At 61.6% G+C, this 18043-nt stretch carries 15 protein-coding genes; 10 read left to right on the top strand and 5 right to left on the bottom strand.

Annotated features, from left to right (window positions below):
- Positions 1-52 precede the first annotated feature (52 nt).
- The 7 genes from EAH75_RS17175 (at position 53) to EAH75_RS17145 (ending at position 5066) form a co-directional block, all read left to right on the top strand.
- Positions 53-250 carry a (2Fe-2S)-binding protein gene (locus EAH75_RS17175; RefSeq protein ID WP_194150631.1) on the top strand — a complete coding sequence of 66 codons (198 nt, stop codon included), beginning with the start codon at positions 53-55 and terminating at the stop codon, positions 248-250.
- A gap of 123 nt (positions 251-373) precedes the next feature.
- Entirely contained in the window at positions 374-844 is a 471-nt protein-coding gene (bfr, locus tag EAH75_RS17170) for a bacterioferritin (RefSeq protein ID WP_140653647.1), read from the top strand.
- A gap of 113 nt (positions 845-957) precedes the next feature.
- Positions 958-1710, top strand: coding sequence for a DUF6776 family protein (locus EAH75_RS17165; protein ID WP_140653645.1), 753 nt, complete (start codon positions 958-960; stop codon positions 1708-1710).
- The gene (locus tag EAH75_RS17160; protein ID WP_140806334.1) at positions 1697-2119 is read left to right on the top strand and encodes a bactofilin family protein; all 423 of its coding nucleotides are present in this window, start codon (positions 1697-1699) and stop codon (positions 2117-2119) included. Before EAH75_RS17165 ends, EAH75_RS17160 begins: the two co-directional genes overlap by 14 nt.
- A 45-nt stretch (positions 2120-2164) precedes the next feature.
- The gene (gene erpA, locus EAH75_RS17155) at positions 2165-2533 is read left to right on the top strand and encodes an iron-sulfur cluster insertion protein ErpA (protein WP_193557814.1); all 369 of its coding nucleotides are present in this window, start codon (positions 2165-2167) and stop codon (positions 2531-2533) included.
- Positions 2534-2543: 10 nt separating this feature from the next.
- Positions 2544-3518: an NAD(+) diphosphatase gene (gene nudC, locus EAH75_RS17150; protein ID WP_140653639.1), complete on the top strand. Its 975-nt coding sequence runs from the start codon at positions 2544-2546 to the stop codon at positions 3516-3518.
- A gap of 678 nt (positions 3519-4196) precedes the next feature.
- Positions 4197-5066, top strand: coding sequence for a beta-lactamase induction protein (locus tag EAH75_RS17145; RefSeq protein ID WP_140806333.1), 870 nt, complete (start codon positions 4197-4199; stop codon positions 5064-5066).
- Positions 5067-5097: 31 nt separating this feature from the next.
- On the opposite strand, the gene EAH75_RS17140 is transcribed toward EAH75_RS17145, so the two are convergent.
- Both EAH75_RS17140 and EAH75_RS17135 read right to left on the bottom strand, forming a co-directional pair.
- Complete coding sequence (locus EAH75_RS17140; protein WP_140653635.1) at positions 5098-6972, bottom strand: MFS transporter; 1875 nt, start codon at positions 6970-6972, stop codon at positions 5098-5100.
- Between the two features lie 218 nt (positions 6973-7190).
- Entirely contained in the window at positions 7191-10223 is a 3033-nt protein-coding gene (locus EAH75_RS17135; RefSeq protein ID WP_140653633.1) for a TonB-dependent receptor, read from the bottom strand.
- 284 nt (positions 10224-10507) lie between these two features.
- On the opposite strand from EAH75_RS17135, the gene EAH75_RS17130 reads away from it, so the two are divergent.
- Positions 10508-11062: a helix-turn-helix domain-containing protein gene (locus EAH75_RS17130; protein ID WP_140653631.1), complete on the top strand. Its 555-nt coding sequence runs from the start codon at positions 10508-10510 to the stop codon at positions 11060-11062.
- Positions 11063-11132: 70 nt separating this feature from the next.
- Here EAH75_RS17130 and glyS read toward each other — a convergent pair whose 3' ends face one another.
- Both glyS and glyQ read right to left on the bottom strand, forming a co-directional pair.
- Positions 11133-13280 carry a glycine--tRNA ligase subunit beta gene (gene glyS / locus EAH75_RS17125; RefSeq protein ID WP_140806332.1) on the bottom strand — a complete coding sequence of 716 codons (2148 nt, stop codon included), beginning with the start codon at positions 13278-13280 and terminating at the stop codon, positions 11133-11135.
- Entirely contained in the window at positions 13273-14184 is a 912-nt protein-coding gene (glyQ, locus tag EAH75_RS17120; RefSeq protein ID WP_140653626.1) for a glycine--tRNA ligase subunit alpha, read from the bottom strand. The genes glyS and glyQ overlap by 8 nt, the downstream gene beginning before the upstream one ends.
- Before the next feature lie 98 nt (positions 14185-14282).
- Here glyQ and EAH75_RS17115 point away from each other — a divergent pair, with 98 nt between their 5' ends.
- Both EAH75_RS17115 and EAH75_RS17110 read left to right on the top strand, forming a co-directional pair.
- Positions 14283-16103, top strand: a complete 1821-nt coding sequence (locus tag EAH75_RS17115; RefSeq protein WP_140806330.1) for a GspE/PulE family protein — start codon at positions 14283-14285, stop codon at positions 16101-16103.
- A 33-nt stretch (positions 16104-16136) separates the two neighbouring features.
- Positions 16137-16859, top strand: a complete 723-nt coding sequence (locus EAH75_RS17110; protein ID WP_140806329.1) for a glutamine amidotransferase — start codon at positions 16137-16139, stop codon at positions 16857-16859.
- 11 nt (positions 16860-16870) lie between these two features.
- Here EAH75_RS17110 and EAH75_RS17105 read toward each other — a convergent pair whose 3' ends face one another.
- Positions 16871-17554: a rhomboid family intramembrane serine protease gene (locus EAH75_RS17105; protein ID WP_140653620.1), complete on the bottom strand. Its 684-nt coding sequence runs from the start codon at positions 17552-17554 to the stop codon at positions 16871-16873.
- Positions 17555-18043: the final 489 nt, after the last annotated feature.

The following is an 18043-nucleotide window of genomic DNA, read 5'->3' as shown; positions in this document are numbered from 1 at the left end:
GACGACAGTCGTATTGTTGACAATCATTCGCATTCGCGTTCTTATACGCACCATGTACATCTGCCTATGCAATGCCGTCACCGACAATGACATCCGCCGCGAAGCGGCTGATGGCGTGCATTCGTTTGCCGAATTGCAGGCGCGCACCGGCTGCTCCGATTGCTGCGGCTGCTGCGAGCGGGAAGCCCGCGCCACGCTCGACAAGGCGGTCTCGCAAGTACGCTGTCAGCTGCCGCTCGCCGCAGCCTGAGCCTTTCCGCCACACCCCGATCTGTTGCGAATCCTTGCATGGACAAAACACTGCCATTCGCATTTCGTCCGTGCGTGCGCGGAGTTTGTATAGTCGGCGTTGCCCGTCGAGCGGAGAAAAGCCATGAAAGGTGATGCCAAGGTCATCGAGTTCCTCAACAAGGTGCTCTACAACGAGCTGACCGCGATCAACCAATACTTCCTGCATTACCGCATGCTCAAGGACTGGGGCTACTCCGAACTCGCCGAGCATGAGTACAAGGAATCCATCGAGGAGATGAAGCACGCCGATCATCTGATCGAGCGCATCCTGTTTCTCGACGGCCTGCCCAACCTGCAGCATCTGGGCAAGCTGCGGATCGGCGAGAACGCGCTGGAGACGATGCAGGGCGACCTCGACCTTGAGCTGGCCGCCGTAGTCGATCTGCGCGCCGCGATCGCACATAGCGAGGGCATCGCCGATTACATCAGCCGCGACCTGTTCAAGGACATCCTGCACGACGAGGAAGAGCACATCGACTGGCTGGAAACGCAATTCAACCTGGTCAAGGACATCGGCGTGGAGCGTTACCTGCAAAGCAAGATGCACAGTTGAGCCGCGCTGCGCATGCGCGCGCGATGGCCATTGACGTGCTGAAGCGTGCACGCGTTCCTTGACGCTTCAATCACGGCGGGGCTATACCTTCGGTTTTCCCCGAATTGGCACCCATGGCTTCACGACCACCGCCACGCCTCGTCGTGCGCCGACATGATGATGCCGGCCAGACCCGCCGCCAGCTGTGGCTCGGCCTCGCTTGGCTCGGCAGCCTGCTGGTACTGGGCCTGACCGTTGGTGGACTGAGTAGGCATGCCACACCGGTTGCCGTCGATCATCGTCAGCAACGGGCCCTGCTGGACCAGATTGACGACCTCAAGCAGCAGGTGGCGAATCTGCAGCGGGCCGCCCAGGTCAATGAGGTCGCCACGCGCTTATTGCGCGGCACGCTGGCCCAGCGCGAGGAGGAACTCAGCGGCTTGCGCGCCGATCTGGGCTTCTACTCACGACTGGTTGGCGGCGATGCCCAGCGGCAGGGTCTGCGGTTGCAGGAGGTCAAGCTGCAACAGATTACGGGTTCACATGGCTGGAATCTCACCCTGAGCCTGACCCAGAACGCGAAACGCGGCGAAGAGACCAGTGGCAACGCAACGGTCAGCGTGGAAGGCCTGCGTCACGACAAGGTTGTGAGCCTCGACTGGCCCACGCTTGGCGATGCCACGCAGAAGGAAGGCCTGCCATTTCGCTTCATGTATTTTCAGCAGTTGCATGGGACCATCGTGCTGCCGGCCGATTTTCGCCCGACGCGGCTGCGCATCAGCATTCAGCCCGCCAGTGGCGAGCCGGTCAACCGTAACGTCGCGTGGGGTGCCGCGTTGAGCGGCAACATCATTACAGCCGAAGGGGATCACGATGCTCAACCGTAGACGCAACGAGCGCAACACCACCAGCCATGAAACCAGCCTGATCGCCCGCGGCACGGTGATCCGTGGCGACCTGCGCTTCAGCGGTGCGTTGCATCTGGACGGCCGCATCGAAGGTACCGTGCTGGGCGAAGGCGACGATGCCATGTTCACGCTCAGCGAGCATGGCCAGGTGCACGGCGAGATCCGCGTGCCGCACGCGGTGATCAATGGCCACGTGACCGGCGATGTGCACGTCAGCGCCCGACTGGAGCTGGCACCGCAGGCACGCATCGATGGTGACTTGCGCTACCACACGCTGGAAATGGCCGCCGGTGCGCAGGTCAACGGGCGCATCTCTCGCCAGGCCGAAGACGCACAACGGGAGTTGACGGCGCCCGATGCGGAGCTTGACGAGGCCGTACCGGCCTGACGCGGTATGCTTGCGCTTGTCTGCCACGACCCCATTTAGATGCCCATGGAAACCATCGTCGCAATCCCCGACTACCGCAGCAGCGGCGTACCGCTGCTGTTTACCGCTGCTGCCGCGCACAAGGTGCATGAACTGATCGCCGAGGAAGGCAATCCGGCATTGAAGTTGCGGGTGTATATCAGCGGCGGTGGTTGCTCGGGGTTCCAGTACGGTTTCACGTTCGACGAAGCCCAGGCCGAGGACGACTTTGCGGTTGAGCGCGAGGGGGTAACCCTGTTGTGCGATCCACTGTCGCTGCAATACCTCACTGGCGCACAGATCGACTACGCCGAGAACCTCAGCGGTTCTCAGTTTGTCATCAGCAACCCGAATGCCAAGACCACCTGCGGCTGCGGCTCCTCGTTCTCCACCTGAGGGGTATCCGATGGATCGGGCCAAACTGCCTCGCCTCAACACCTTTGCCGGACTCAGCCTGATCCTCGACCGCATTGCCGAGCGGCGCGATGAGTCGGCGTGGATCACCGAGCAGGCGCGCTCGACCGACGCGCGCTATATGCTGCTGGATGCCGCTGGCGAAGCGTTCATGCGACGTGATCGGGAAGTGCTGCGCTGGCTCGATACCGGCGAGCGCGATCAGTGGCTCGGTGACTTGTCGCACACCCTGCTGGGTATCGCCGATCAGCGCCCGCATTTCCTGCTGATGCTGGACGATGCCGCCGATGTGGACTCCCTCGAAGAGATCCTCGGCGCACGCCGCATGAACCTGCGTAGCGCCGGCTTGCAATTGCCCGCGCAGGAAGCGGGCATGTTTGCCTATGCCAAGGGCCTGTCGCACTGGCAGCGCGAAACCCGTCACTGCACTCGCTGTGGCGCGCCGTTGCAGCTGGTCGCCGCCGGCCATCGCGCGCAATGCACCAACCCGGACTGCGCGCGCCTGCATTTCCCGCGTACCGATGCTGCCGTGATCATGCTGGTCGAGCACGACGGCGCCTGCCTGCTCGGTCGCCAAGCTGGCTGGCCACCCGGTCGCTATTCCACGCTGGCCGGCTTCGTCGAACCAGGCGAGTCGCTGGAAGACGCCGTGCGCCGCGAAGTCGCCGAGGAATCCGGCGTCATCGTCGATGACGTGCACTATCACTCGTCGCAACCGTGGCCGATGCCCGCATCGTTGATGGTTGGTTTCATCGCCACCGCCGTGTCGCGTCGGATCGAGATGCGCGATCACGAACTGGAAGACGCGCGCTGGTTCACTCCGCAGCAGATTGTCAACGGCATCGCCGAGGGCAGCTTCGTACCATCCACGGCGCTATCGTTGTCGTACCAGTTGCTGGCGCACTGGCTGCAGCTGCGCGCCGGGCTGGACCTCGACGCGTTGGTGGCTGACGCCCCGCCAGCCTGACCCGCCTGCGCTGACTTCAGGCCGGTCCACCTGTCCCATCCGCGTCCCCGGCATGGATCAACGATGGTGCGCGGAAGCAGCTCGCTACAACACAATCAATGCCACCATCGACGACCGAGCTGGCGCCTAGCATAGCGTTGCATCGCGGCATCATCCTCGGCAACGTCGCTGCCCTGCATCTCACCACCGTGATGGCCGGATCCGCCCTATCGACGCGCATGTCGCTGCACAGCAGTGATGGCCCAGCCTTGCAGATCAGGCTCCTGCCACCGCTGCTTCCGGCCTGACAGGGCAGTTCGTCACTACGGCGGGCGAAGGCCAGCTCAGTGGTACATCGCAGAGCCGCCATCGTTCCGCTTGCAGCCGCGCCCGCGAACGTTGTCATCACCGCCCCGTTGCCGGCGGCACCCGGTGACTACCGCAAGCCGCGTCAAGCACGAGCGCATGAAGATGGAGCGAAGCACGACGCAGTTCGTCACGCGCCAGTTGATGGAACGCGCGCTGATATCGACGGGTGCGCTCCGCCGGCCAGCCTTGGCACGCCCGACGCCACCATCGACGCGATTTCCCGCAGCGCGATTTTCGGGCGCTGACGCCACCGCTGGATGCCCGCAATGGTCAGCGAAGAGGCCAGTCTGTCGCTTACAATGCGGCCACTGTCCGCGGGTTCTTCCTTTCATGGCCATCAGTCTGCTTGTCGCCCTTATCGCTCTCGGTCTGCTGCACGTCATGCCGCAATTGGCACACTGGCGTGGTGATGGCCTATTTCGGCGTTGGGTTGCGCAATTGGCAGACACCAGTGGGGCGGGGCGGGTCGCGCTGGCCCTGTCGTTGCCACTGGCGCTATGCGCTTTGTTGTGGTGGTTGCTCAATCGCTCGCCACTGGGCGAGTTGCTGCAGCTGCTTTTCTCGCTGGCCGTGCTGCTGTATTGCCTGGGCCCGCGCGAGTTCGAGAGCGATCTCGAAGCCATCCTGAAAGCGCCCGATGGCGCCAGCCGCGAGGCCGCTGCACAGGCGCTCGCCGGCGAAAACGCCCCTGTTGCCTGGAATGCGCCCGCGCTGGGCGTGGCGATCGCCTATGCCGCGTTGCGGCGGCGCTTCGCCGTGCTGCTGTGGTTCTTCCTGCTCGGACCCATTGGCGCACTGCTGTATCGACTGGCACAGACGCTGGGTCGCGACGACTCACTGCGACTCGACCCGGCCAGCCGCATGGCTGCCCGTTATGTCGCCAACGTGCTGGATTGGCCACCGGCACAGTTGCTGACCTTCACGCTTGCGGTGGTCGGTCACTGGGAGGCCGTGATCGGTGCCTGGCGGCGCTGGCACGCTCAGGCGGCGGCCACCAGTTGGTATAGCGACGGTCCGGGCTTTCTTGGAGCCGCAGCACAGGCTGACGTGCTGATCGACATCGAGGCCGGAGACGGCTATGCCGAGGAGCACAGCGACCCGCTGATCGAACTGCTGCGCCTTCGCAGCGCACTGTTGCGCGCTTTGCTGGCATGGCTGAGTGTGGTCGCGCTGATCGTGATTGGCGGCTGGGTCGGCTGAGTCTTCATCCGGGACTGTATCTGCCTCCTGCCTAAGCCCGGTCGCCGCGCAATTCGCGCACCCGCGCTTCCAGTGACGCGGCCGTAACCTGTTCTGACCCGAACGCCGCGTCGACTACCAACTCCACCCGTGCGCGGAACCGTCGCGGCAGGCGCGCCCGACCCAGCCCCGAATCACGCCGACTCCACACGCTGCCCCATACGCCGCGCAGCGCCATCGGCACCACCGGCACCGGTCGGCGTGCCAGGATTTTTTCCACGCCCGGACGGAACGGCGCAATCTCGCCATCGGCGGTCAAGCCGCCCTCGGGAAAGATGCATACCGCCTCACCTCCCGCCAGCGCGGCGTCGATCGCGTCGTAAGCCTGGTGCAGCACTTGCGGGTCTTCCTTGTGGCCGGCAATCGGAATCGCCTTGGCGGTGCGGAACACGAAGCTGAGCAGCGGGGTATTGAAGATCTTGTAATACATCACGAACCGCACCGGCCTGCGCAGATTCGCCATCAACAGCAGCGGGTCCATGAAACTGACGTGGTTGCACACCAGCAGCACCGGCCCATCCTCGGGAATATGCTGTGTTCCTTCGATGCGCACCCGATAGAGCGTGTTCACCAGCACCCAGGTGATGAAGCGCATCACGAACTCTGGCACCAGCGTGAAGATGTACAACGCGACCAGCGCATTGAGCACTGCGGTGGCCAGGAAGATCTCCGGCACACCCAGCCCCAACATGCCAAGACCCAGGCCGAAACCCGCCGCGCAGCAGATCAGCAGGGCATTGAGAATATTGTTGCCGGCGATCACCCGCGACAGTTGCTCGCGCGGCGCGCGGCTCTGGATGAATGCGAACAGGGGGACCACGTAAAAACCGGCAAAAACGCCGATCAGGGTGAGATCCAGCACAATCCGCCAGCCGCCGGCCGAATGCAGAAATGCCAGCCAGTTCAGGCCGTGGATCAATGCGGCATCCGGCCGCGCGAAGAACAGATCAACGCCAAATGCAGTAAGGCCGAATGCGCCCAGCGGCACCAACCCTACCTCCACCCGTCGCCCGGACATCCGTTCGCACAGGAGTGAACCGATGCCGGTGCCAATCGAGAACAGCGTAAGCACCAGGATGTTGACCGAGCCGTCGCCCCCAAGATTGATACGCGTGTAATTCGGCAGCTGTGCGATCAGTACGGTGCCGAAGAACCAGAACCACGAGATGCCCAGCACCGCGTTGAACACGGGGCGATCCTGCCCGGTCAGCTTGAGCACGCGCGCCGTTTCGCTGATCGGGTTCCAGTTGAACTTCAGGTCCGGCGCAGTGGCCGGCGCTTCCGGAATTCCCCGGCTGGACAGATAGCCAACGAGTGCCACGGCAATCGTGATGGCACCGGCCAGCAGTGGGCCAAGCCCGGCAATCTCCATCAACGCGCTGCCGACGATCATCCCGATCAACATCGCCAGCTGGGTGCCCGTCTCGATCAGCCCATTGCCACCCACCAGCTCACCCTGTTGTAGTGCCTGCGGCAGGATTGCGTACTTGATCGGCCCGAACGTGGCCGAGTGCATGCCCATCATGAACAGCACGATCAGCAGTAGCGAGGTGTGATGCGTATAGAACCCGTATGCGGCCAGCACCATCGCGCCGATCTCGAACAGCTTCACGTAGCGGATGATCCGGCTCTTCTCATACTTCTCGGCCAGCTGGCCGGCCGTCGCGGAGAACAAAAAGAAAGGAATAATGAACAGCGCCGGCGCAAGGTTGGTGTAGAGCGACACCGTGTGATCGTCCAACCCCATCTGGAACGCCACCAGCATCACCAGAGCATTGCGAAACGCATTGTCGTTGAACGCACCCAGCGCCTGAGTCCAGAAGAACGGCGCAAAGCGCCGCTTGCCCAGCAATGCGAATTGGCTCATGCGGTGTCCTGGATCCATTAGCATCCGCACCGGAGGTGGGATTTGGCGATTACAGAGACTACTGCGTCGGCGCAACTTCGACACCATGAGCTCGGTTCGCACGAAACACATGCTGTTTCCGTGCTGGCCCACTACGCCATATTTCGCCAAAAAAAACCGCCAGGGATCGCCCGGCGGTTTTCTTGAATCTACAGCGATGTTTTTCCTACGTCAGAGCATCAGAAGTCGTACGAGATGCCAAAACGCACATACCGCGGAGTCTGCGAAAAGAGCGGGCTATTGAAACTCGGATCGGGTTCGCTCTTGTCACCTGCATTGGCATACGTCTGTGTGATCTTCTGCTGATCAAACACGTTGTAGACCGTTGCGTTGAAGGCGAGCTTCTTGTCCGCCCATTCCGGACGGTATTCGGCACCCAAGCTCAGGGTATACGTCCAAGCCTGGCGGTTTTTGCCAGGCGACGAAATCTCCCCGTAGCAGAAGTGATAGTAATCGCCATAGCCCAAACCGGGGTTGGTTTCGTTAGCACCGTAATAGCCCAAGCAGGTCTTCGGGGCACCTGACAAGATTGCCAAGTTCCCAGATACCATCCATTCCGACGCCAGTTGGTAGGAGCCATAGGCCTTGATCTGATGACGACGGTCGTTAGCCAGGGCACCATTGGCGTAATCCATTACATAGGAGTAATCCCAGTCCACCGTGGCCGAGACGTCTTCCTGGCCGATATCGGTGCGCACCTGACCTTCGCTGTTGCCGTAGCTGCGCGAGAACAAGTAGTCAACCTTGCCGAACCACTTGCCATCAAACGCATGCTCAAGATAGAGCTCCAACCCGTAGTACTTGCGCTTCAGGGTCGTGTTGAAATGGAAGTCTGCGTTGGTCATCGGGACATCGTAATAACCGCTGCCGTCGGCCTTGGCGATCTTGAAGATGTTGGTCTGGCCCGGATTGAAGAGGTAGCTACCATAGATAGTACCCACATCTGCCGGGTCAATACCCATCGCGGCCATCTTGTCCGCGATCGCACCCGTGTCGCCGACGTCATCGATGGCGGCGCGCAGGTTACGGTAAGTCGCCTTGGCGCCAAACGTCCACGTGTCGTTGAGCTGCTTGTCGAAGCCAAGGATGTATTCGTCCTGATACTCCGACTTCAAGTTGGTGGCCGCCGCCGTTTTGGGATCGCGAGCTATGCCGTACTCGAGGTTCGCTGAGATCGGACCGCCGGTGCTGGTCTGAATCGGCGCCAAGCCGGTCGGATAGCCGTTGGAATCAATACCTGTATAGGTAAAGTACTCGCGGGTATACAACGACTTGCCAGCCGAGCGAAGCGCAACCGAGGCTGGCATGGCGAGATAGTAGCGACCAGCATTGCCGTAGACTTTGAAGCTCGAATCACCGTTGACATCCCAGCTGAAGCCTACGCGCGGAGCAAACTGCGGGCTGGTCAGGCGAAGGTAGGGAACGCCGTCGCCATTGTTATTGGTGAACTGGTCGTTGCGTAGGCCGAGCTTGACCAACCAACGATCTGTTATCTGCCAAGCGTCCTCGATGTATTGAGCGCGCTGATTAGTGGTGACCGTCGAACCGTTCTGGTAGAGATATCGATCAACAAAGTAGCCGTTTGGCGTTGGCTCTACCCATGGCTTCGACTGCCAATCCGCACCGTTAGCCGCGGGGCCGCCGGTGATGTAGCTGCCAGCGGCCTTCTTGCCGTACTCCCACGCGTAGCCCGGGCCGGACACAATCGTGCTGTCGTCGATATCCGCTACCTGCTGGTTATCGATACCGGCGGTGATCGTATGATCCCCAAGCCGGTAGCTGAGATCGACACGCAAGTTCGTGTTGCTGGACTTGTGCGCCGGATTTGCAATACGCCCCAGAATCTGGCTGTTGTTGATGATGCTGCCGCCGTTCAGGGCTGGATTCTGGTTCGCGGGCCCAAAAATATGGACGAACGTCGGATCATAGCCAGGGACCGTCGTGTAATAGATGCTCTTCATCTTGCCGTACAAGGCGGTAAGCGTCAGATCATCCGTGATGTAGCTGGTGAACTTGGCGCTGTAAAGATCTGAGCCATACTTGTGCGACTCGCCGTGGGAGCTGAACGCACCACGCGTCTGAGTATCGTTGTCGTAATCGTAGTAGTCGTTCTGGTAGGACTCCTTGCTCGAGGCGCCCGTCAGCTCCAGAATATTGCTGCTGTTGATGTTCCAATCTAGCTTGCCGTACCACTTCGGATTGTCGTAGCGGTAGGTCTGGCTCTTGGACGTTGAGGACGACAGGACTTGACTACCGTCGTTGCGCTCGCCTTCCACGGCAGCGAAGAAGAACAGCTTGTCTTGAATTAGCGGACCGCCCACATAAGCGGACTCGGTCGTCGTCCAGGACTTGTCGTTCTTGTTACTGTTCAGAATCTCCCCGTTCAACGGGCCAGGACCGTAGTAGTAATTCCGCTTGTCGGACTTGAGCGACTTCGGAGTCCATTGCACCTGCGCACCGAAATGCCATTCATTAGTGCCACGTTTGCCGACCTGGCTGATCACGCCACCATCGGAACGGCCGTAGGCAGCACCATAACCACCACTGAGCACTTCCTGCTGATCGATGGAGCCGTACGGAAGGGTCAGACCACCAAGTCCGCTCAGTGGATCGGTCGTATTGAAACCATTGATGTAGTAAGCGTTCTCCGTAACAGAAGATCCGCCAAAGGAGACTACGGAGCCGCCAGTCGTGCCAGTGAAATAGCCGCTGCCTGCAACGACGCCGGGCGCCAGCAAGGCGATTGCCTCTGCGCTGCGTGCAATCGGCAGGCGCGCAAGCTGTTGAGCCGTGATGACGGTACGCGAATCGACCGAGCTCACGTCAATCGTCGGCAAGGCGTTGGCCTGGACGGTGACCGCGGAAAGAGTCTGAGCGTTCTGGCCACCGAAGGAAACTTCGGTACCGGAACCCACGCGCAGCGTGACGTTTGAACGCGAATCGACAGTCTGACCGTTGCGCTGCAGGGTAACCGTATAGTCACCCAAGGGGAGCGAACCCACCGTGTAGTGACCGGTCGAATCGACAGCCACCTGGCGGGTGATGCCCGAGGTACTCTTGATCAGCACGGTTTCGCCGACCTGCGCTTGGCCGAAAATGCTACCTGTCGTCGACTGCGCTAGTACGCTGGTGCCAACAATGCACAGGCCGAGCCCAATCGCCAGAGACGTACGGCGCAACTGAGTCGTCGTGAAATTTTTACGTGAATTCATAAGTGGTAACTCCCCAAGGTTCAGCCCTAACTGTCTGGGCACATGAAACTTTTTGTGTGTTCGTGGCATCCAAGGACAAATCTCAAGCGAATGGTCTAGCCGACGCCGATTCACATGATTTAATGTACGTTTCCCGCACAACTTTTGCGCAAGTTATTGCGACGTTAGTTCAAGAAATCGCGAAGGTCAACACTTTCATAACTTTAATTTGCCCTCGACACCACTATCTTGCGTAGCGCGGATGTACTCACATACGCCTAGAAAACCCCCTTCTGGCCAAGCCCATGAACGCGCAAAAACCCACGACTCCTTCTGTACCTGGCAGTTTTTCGGAGCGCATAAAATTGCTGATCCAACGCGTTGGCAGCGCAACGGAGATCGCCAGGATGTGCGGTTTTTCCGAAGGCGTGGTGCGCAGCTGGCGCGATGGCAACACTGACCCCTCGCGCGCGCGCTGTGTCACGTTGTCACGCACGCTGGGCATTTCATTGGTCTGGTTGGTCGCGGGCGAGGGCGCTTTGCAGTTGGATCCCAGCGCCCCCAACATGGATGACCAGTACAGTTCGGAAAAGATGACCCCACACCGGCCCCGATCCAATCCGGATGGTCACGTCGCTGGCATGGCTGTCGATGCCCAGCGCCTCAACACCGCTGTGCGAATCCTGCAGTCGGAACTGAACCTGGCCGATAGCCAGCTGTCCTTGTCCGACCACACCGATCTGCTGAGTCAGCTCTATGAAATCCTGGGTCCCGGCGGCTCGCACGTGGACCCGCTGGCCATGGTGACGTTCAACCATCAGCTGGCCGAGCGTATCCGCAAGGAACGCAGCACAGCCTGACCCGACCGGCCACACCGCCGTCCCAGCAAACGCCGCAGCCCGATGGCTGCCGCGCTTCGTTTGAGCCCGCTCAGAGCAGGGCAATATCAGCGATGGCGCTGAACTGTGCCTTCAGTTGTCCGAGCAGGGCCAGTCGATTGGCCCGCACGGCAGGATCGTCGGCGTTGACCAGCACCCTGTCGAAGAACGCGTCCACCGGTGCCTGCAGTTGCGACAGGCGGGTCAATACGGCGGCGTAGTCGCCGGTATCGAGCGCATCCACGGTCTCCCTTTGCGCCGCCGCCAATGCGTCGGCCAGTTCGCGCTCTGCATCCGCCTCGAAATGCGCCGGATCAACAATGCGGCCAAGAGCGGGGGCGCCCGCCTCTTCGGCCTGCTTGCGCAGAATGTTTGCAACACGCTTGTTGGCGGCGGCCAGGCTGGCCGCTTCCGGGCGCCGGTTGAACTCGGCCACGGCGCGCAGGCGCCGGTCGAAATCAGCCAGGCTGGCCGGCTGCACTGCCAGCACGGCTTCAAATTGCGCGCTGTCGAAACCCTGCTCGGCGTAATAGCCGCGCAGGCGATCGAGTACAAAGTCGTACAGTTCATCGACCAGGATCGCACGCCGTTGACCCGCGTTCAGCGTCGGCGGTTTGCCGTCCTTGCCGGGTTTGAGTCCTGCTGCCAGCGCGGTATCTGGCAACAGTTCCAGCGCCTCCACGAAACTGCCACGCAGATCCAGCTCCACGCTGGCTTCGATCAACGTACGCGCCAAACCCAGCGCGGCCCGGCGCAGGGCGAACGGGTCCTTGTTGCCGCCCGGCTTCATGCCGACAGCGAAAATGCCGGCCAGGGTATCCAGCCGTTCGGCCACGGCCAGTACCTGACCAAGCTTGCCGACGGCGATCGCATCACCGCCGAAACGCGGCTGATAATAACTGTCCAGTGCCTCGGCCACATCTGCCGGCTCACCGTGATGGCTGGCGTAATAGCGCCCCATCACGCCTTGCAGTTCGGGAAACTCGCCGACCATACGGGTCAACAGATCACACTTGCTCAAGCTCGCCGCGCGGGTGGCTGCGGCAGCATCGACGCCAACCCGGTTAGCGATGATCCGCGCCAGTTCGGCCACGCGCACACTCTTGTCCCACAGGCTGCCCAGCGCCTGCTGGTAGGTGACGCCCTTGAGCTGTTCCTGATAGCTTGCCAATGGCGTCTTCAGGTCTTCGTCCCAGAAGAACTTGGCGTCCGCGAAGCGCGGCCGGATCACCCGCTCGTAACCCTTGCGGATTTCAGCCGGATCCTTGCTGTCGATGTTCGCGACGCCGATGAAATGCTCGGTCAGCTTGCCGTCGGCGTCGAACACCGGCACGAACTTCTGGTTCGTCACCATGGTGGTCACCAGAGCCTCCGGCGGCACACTGAGGAACTCGCGCTCGAACGTGCAGGCGATCGCCACCGGCCATTCGGTGAGGTTGGCCAGTTCGTCCAGCAGCGTGTCGTCAAGACGCGGTATGCCGCCGGTCGATCCGGCCAGCTGCCCGATCTGGTCGCGGATGCGCTGGCGTCGCTCGCGCGGATCGGCCAACACATTGCAGGCGCGCATTGCATCCAGCCAGCCGTCGGCATCGGCCACATGCACCGGTTGCGGGTGCATGAAACGATGGCCGCGCGACTTGCGGCCGCTTTTCAGGCCAAGGACTTCACCGTCGATGATCTCGGCGCCATGCAGGATGACGAGCCAATGCACCGGACGCACGAAACTGTAATCGTGATCGGCCCAACGCATGGGTCGGGGGATCGGCAACGTCTTCAGCGCCTCATCGACGATTTCCGGCACCAGTGACGCCACCGTCTGACCGGGCTTGACGGTACGCCAGACGAACCATGCGCCCTTGTCGGTCTGCAGCTTATCCAACTGTTCGACCGAAACCCCGCAGGATTGCGCAAAACCGAGCAGTGCCTTGGACGGCTGCCCCTCGGCATCAAGCGCGGCACTCAATGCCGGGCCTCGACGTTCGATCGCCTGTTCGGGCTGGGTCGCGGCCACGCCGGGAATGTGCACGGCCAGTCGGCGCGGCGACGCATACGCCTGGGCCAGATCCAGCTCCGCGAGAATGCCGCGTTTGGCCAGGCCATCGCAGACGCCGCGCATGAATGCCGCGGAGAGCTCGTCCAGCGCCTTCGGCGGCAATTCCTCGGTGCCAAGTTCGATCAACAGTGGCTTGTACTCAGCCATGGGTCGACTCCCCTACTTGCTTCAGGCCCGGGAAACCGAGTTTCTCGCGCTGTGCCACATAGGTTTCGGCCACGCCGCGCGACAGCGTGCGTACGCGCAGGATGTAGCGCTGCCGCTCAGTGACGCTGATCGCACGGCGCGCATCGAGCAGGTTGAACGTATGGCTGGCCTTCATCACCTGCTCATACGCCGGCAGCGGCAGGTTAGCCGCGATCAACTGGTTGGCGGTCGTCTCGCATACGTCGAACCAGTGCCGTAGTTCGGGTACGTTGGCGTGTTCGAAGTTGTAGGTACTCTGCTCGACCTCGTTCTGATGGAACACGTCGCCGTAGGTGACGATTCCTCGTGGACCATCAGTCCAGATCAGATCAAAAACGTTATCCACGTTTTGCAGATACATTGCCAAGCGTTCCAGACCGTAGGTGATCTCGCCCATCACCGGCCGGCACTCAAGTCCGCCGGCCTGCTGGAAGTAGGTGAACTGGGTCACCTCCATGCCGTTCAACCAGACTTCCCAGCCGAGGCCCCAGGCACCGAGGGTCGGTGACTCCCAATTGTCTTCGACGAAGCGCAGATCGTGTACCAGCGGATCGAGGCCGAGCTCCTTCAGCGAACCGATGTACAACTCCAGGATGTTTTCCGGGTTCGGCTTCATCACCACCTGATACTGGTAGTAATGCTGCAGGCGATTGGGGTTCTCCCCATAACGTCCGTCGGTGGGTCGTCGTGACGGCTGTACGTAAGCGGCTGCCCAGGGCTCGGGCCCCAGCGCACGAAGAAACGTGGCGGGGTGGAACGTGCCCGCACCGACTTCGGTGTCGAGCGGCTGCAGCAGCACACAGCCCTGCGCCGCCCAGTAGCGGTTGAGGGTCTGGATCACATCCTGAAAGGTACGCGCGGACATGGCTTTCCGTGACCTTGGGTAAAGCGCGTTAGTATAGCTTCAGCTTGCTTTCCCACTGGACATACGGCCGGCAAAAGCACCACGGGGGATATATCCGGATGGCCGCATCACCACAAATTGCATCCCTGCTCGGTCGCCGCGGTCGACTGGAACTTGATGACTTGCTGGCGGCGCTGGTGGTCGACGGCTACCTGCTGGCCGAAGATGCCAAACAGGTGCGCATGGGGGCTCGGGCCGGTCGCAGCATGGTGGAGTTGCACCCGCTGGTATTGATCGCCAACGCCAAACTGGCGAACCAGAACGGAACGGGCCGGCCACTGAGCCTGGAAAACCTGACCGAATGGCTGGCCGGTCACGCCGGGTTGCCATATCTGAAGATCGATCCGATGAAGATCAACGTCGCCTCGGTGACCCAGGTGGTGAGCCACGCCTACGCCAAGCGCCATCGCATCCTGCCGATCGCGGCTGCCCCGGGCGAGGTGACATTTGCCACAAGTGAGCCCTTTGATGCGGGCTGGGCTCCCGATCTGGCGCAGATGCTGCGGCGGGACATCAAGCGTGTCGTGGCCAGCCCGATCGACATCAATCGCTACCTGCAAGAGTTCTACGGTGTCCAGCGCTCGATCCAGCTGGCGCAGGATGCCAAGACCGGCAACGACAGTTCCGCTGCCATCCTCAACTTCGAGCAGCTGGTCGAACTGGGCAAGACTGGCGAAGTCGGTGCCGACGATCGCCATGTCGTGCACATCGTCGACTGGCTGCTGCAGTACGCGTTCGAACAGCGCGCGTCCGACATCCATCTGGAACCCCGCCGCGACACCGGGCATATCCGCTTCCGCATCGACGGCATCATGCAGAAGGTGTTCGAGCTTCCCGCGCCAGTGATGACCGCGGTGACGGCGCGCATCAAGATCCTCGCGCGTATGGACGTTGCCGAGAAGCGCCGCCCGCAGGATGGTCGCATCAAGACCCGCTCGGCTTCCGGCCGCGAGGTGGAGTTGCGCATATCGAACATGCCCACCGCATTCGGCGAAAAGGTGGTGATGCGCATCTTCGACCCGGATCTGGTCGTCAAGGATTTCGCCCAGCTGGGCTTTTCCCCCGGCGAGAGCGCCAACTGGCGCAGCATGGTCGAACGCCCGCACGGCATCGTGCTGGTCACCGGGCCAACTGGCTCGGGCAAGACCACCACGCTGTATTCCACCCTGAAGCATCTGGCCACACCGGAGCTCAACGTGTGCACGGTGGAAGATCCGATCGAGATGGTCTCGCCCGAATTCAACCAGATGCAGGTACACGCGGCGATCGATCTGGATTTCGCGGCCGGCGTGCGCACGCTGCTGCGACAGGACCCGGACATCATCATGGTTGGCGAGATCCGTGACCTTGAGACCGCACAGATCGCGGTGCAAGCCTCGCTGACCGGCCATCTGGTGTTGTCCACTCTGCATACCAACGACGCGCCGAGCGCGGTTACCCGCCTGCTCGACCTGGGCGTACCGCACTACCTGATCCAGTCGACCCTGACCGGCGTGGTTGCGCAGCGGTTGGTGCGCACCCTGTGCCCGCACTGCAAGCAGACGGCGACGCAAGATCCGCAGGCATGGACGGTTCTCACTCATGGCTGGGACATTCCGGTGCCGGAACAGGTATTTGAGCCGGTGGGTTGCCTGGAATGCCGCAATACAGGCTTCATGGGCCGCACCGGTATCTACGAAATGATGAGACTCTCGCCACGGTTACGCGGATTGATCTCGGCACAGCTCGACCTGAGTGGCTTTGGTCAGGCGGCACTGTCCGAAGGCATGCGCCCGTTGCGCATCTCCGCTGCCGACCAGGTAGCCGCCGGGCTCACCACAGTGCAGGAGATTCTCACCGTGTTGCCGCCGATTGACGCATTCGACGATACTCAGCCGTAAAGACGGCCAAACCGTTCACGACGCATCCCTTGCATGAAACCTGTATTGATCATCCGAACCGGTCGCGCGCCGGATTCAATCCGCGCCCGTCATGGCGATTTTCCCCATTGGTTCCGACTCGGTGCGGGGCTCCGCCTGCAACAACTGCGGATAGTCGATGTGGCCTCCGGTGAAGCGCTGCCGGCGCCGCATGAGGTCGCTGGCGCCATGATTACCGGATCGGCAGCCATGGTGACCGAGCGCGCCGCGTGGAGCGAGCGCACGGCCGGTTGGCTTCGTGACGCGATGGACGTCGAACTACCCCTGTTCGGCGTCTGCTATGGCCATCAATTGATGGCGCATGCGCTGGGTGGGCGCGTCGACTATCTGCCCGGCGGACGTGAAATTGGCACACGGTCAATCGAGCTGAGCCCTGACGCCGCGTCCGAGCAGCTCGCGCTGCCCGCCAGTTTCCGGGCGCACACCACCCACGAACAGAGCGTACTTGAGCCTCCGGCTGGAACAGCGGTGCTGGCCCGCTCGGCGCGTGATCCGCATCAATTGCTGCGCTATGGACCACACGCCATCAGCACGCAGTTTCACCCGGAGTTCAATGCGGAGGTGATGCGTGCCTACATAAAGCGCAAGCATGCCGACATGCGAGGGGAGGGCACCGACCCGCAGCAGATCTTCAGCGCGGTGGCAGCCACGCCGATCGCCCGGCGATTGCTTCGCCAGTTTTCCCGGCGGCACGGCTGGAGCGCGGTTCCCGAGTGACGCTTGCACATTCAGCCGCGCAGGCGGCGAGCAATCGACTCGCGTGAAAACAGCGCAAACACCAGGCCAAAGAGAAAGCCACCGATGTGCGCCCACCATACGTAGGCGCCATAGCTCGGCCCGACGTAGCTGAACAGCAATTGCAACAGCACCCAGATACCGATCAGCAGAAATGCCGGGACCCGTACGAATTCCAGATAGAGCCCCAGCGGCAGCACCAAGCCAAGCTTGGCGCGCGGAAACAACGCCACATAGGTGCCTACTACCGCGGACACTGCCCCGCTGCAACCGATGATCGGCAATCGCACACCCGCCAATGACAAGGCACCAATCAGGTTGGCCATGATCCCACCGATCACGAACAGCAACAGAAAGCGCAGCGAACCCAGCGCGCGCTCGCCCGGCAATCCGAAGATCACCAGAAAGAGCAGGTTGCTGAGCAAATGCAGCCAAGTCACATGGATGAACAACGCCGTAAAAAGGCGTAGCAGGGCAGGATCGGTAAGCTGCGGCAACAACGCTTCGTGTGGATCAAAGATGTTTGCCGGCACCGTCCCCCACTCCAACAACAGAGAAATCCGTTGAGGCGGAGGGGTAAGTGCCAGCCCCACGAAGCACAGCACACAAAGAGTGACGATCAGCAAGGTTGCCCAATGCCAACGTGGGCGGCGACGTGTTTCGACGTGAATGAACAAGTGTCACTCCCTCAGACGCTGGCTGGGCTGCAGCGCGTTCCTCATCATAGGCGATGCCGGATTGGCGGCCAGCCGTCGTCCAGGCGGATCTGCCACTCGGCCGTCAGGTGGTCTGGATTGCTTAGCAACAGCCAATGCGCCTGTTGCGGGTCGCGACCTGCGGTTGCCGCAGCAACGTCAGCCAAGAAAAACCCCCACCGTTTCGGGTGGAGGTTTTTGGGATAAGCCCCTGGCGGTAACCTGTTGCAGCCTGCGATCTTCGATCGCGGCAGCAAGCGTTCTCAAACGCCACAAAGACGAAGGCCTCCCCGGATGGGGAGGCCTTCCAGGATAAAGCCCCTGGCGGTGACCTGTTGCGGGTCGCGACCTGCGGTCGCCACAGCAACGCGCAGGCAAGAAAAAACCCCCACCGTTTCGGGTGGAGGTTTTTTGGGATAAAGCCCCTGGCGGTGACCTACTCTTGCATGGCAAAGCCACACTACCATCGGC

The organism is Rhodanobacter glycinis (genome assembly GCF_006438785.1).
Classification (GTDB): Bacteria; Pseudomonadota; Gammaproteobacteria; order Xanthomonadales; family Rhodanobacteraceae; genus Rhodanobacter; species Rhodanobacter glycinis_A.
The sequence above is the reverse complement of the archived record's forward strand: the minus strand, read 5'-3'. Positions and strand labels throughout refer to the sequence as shown.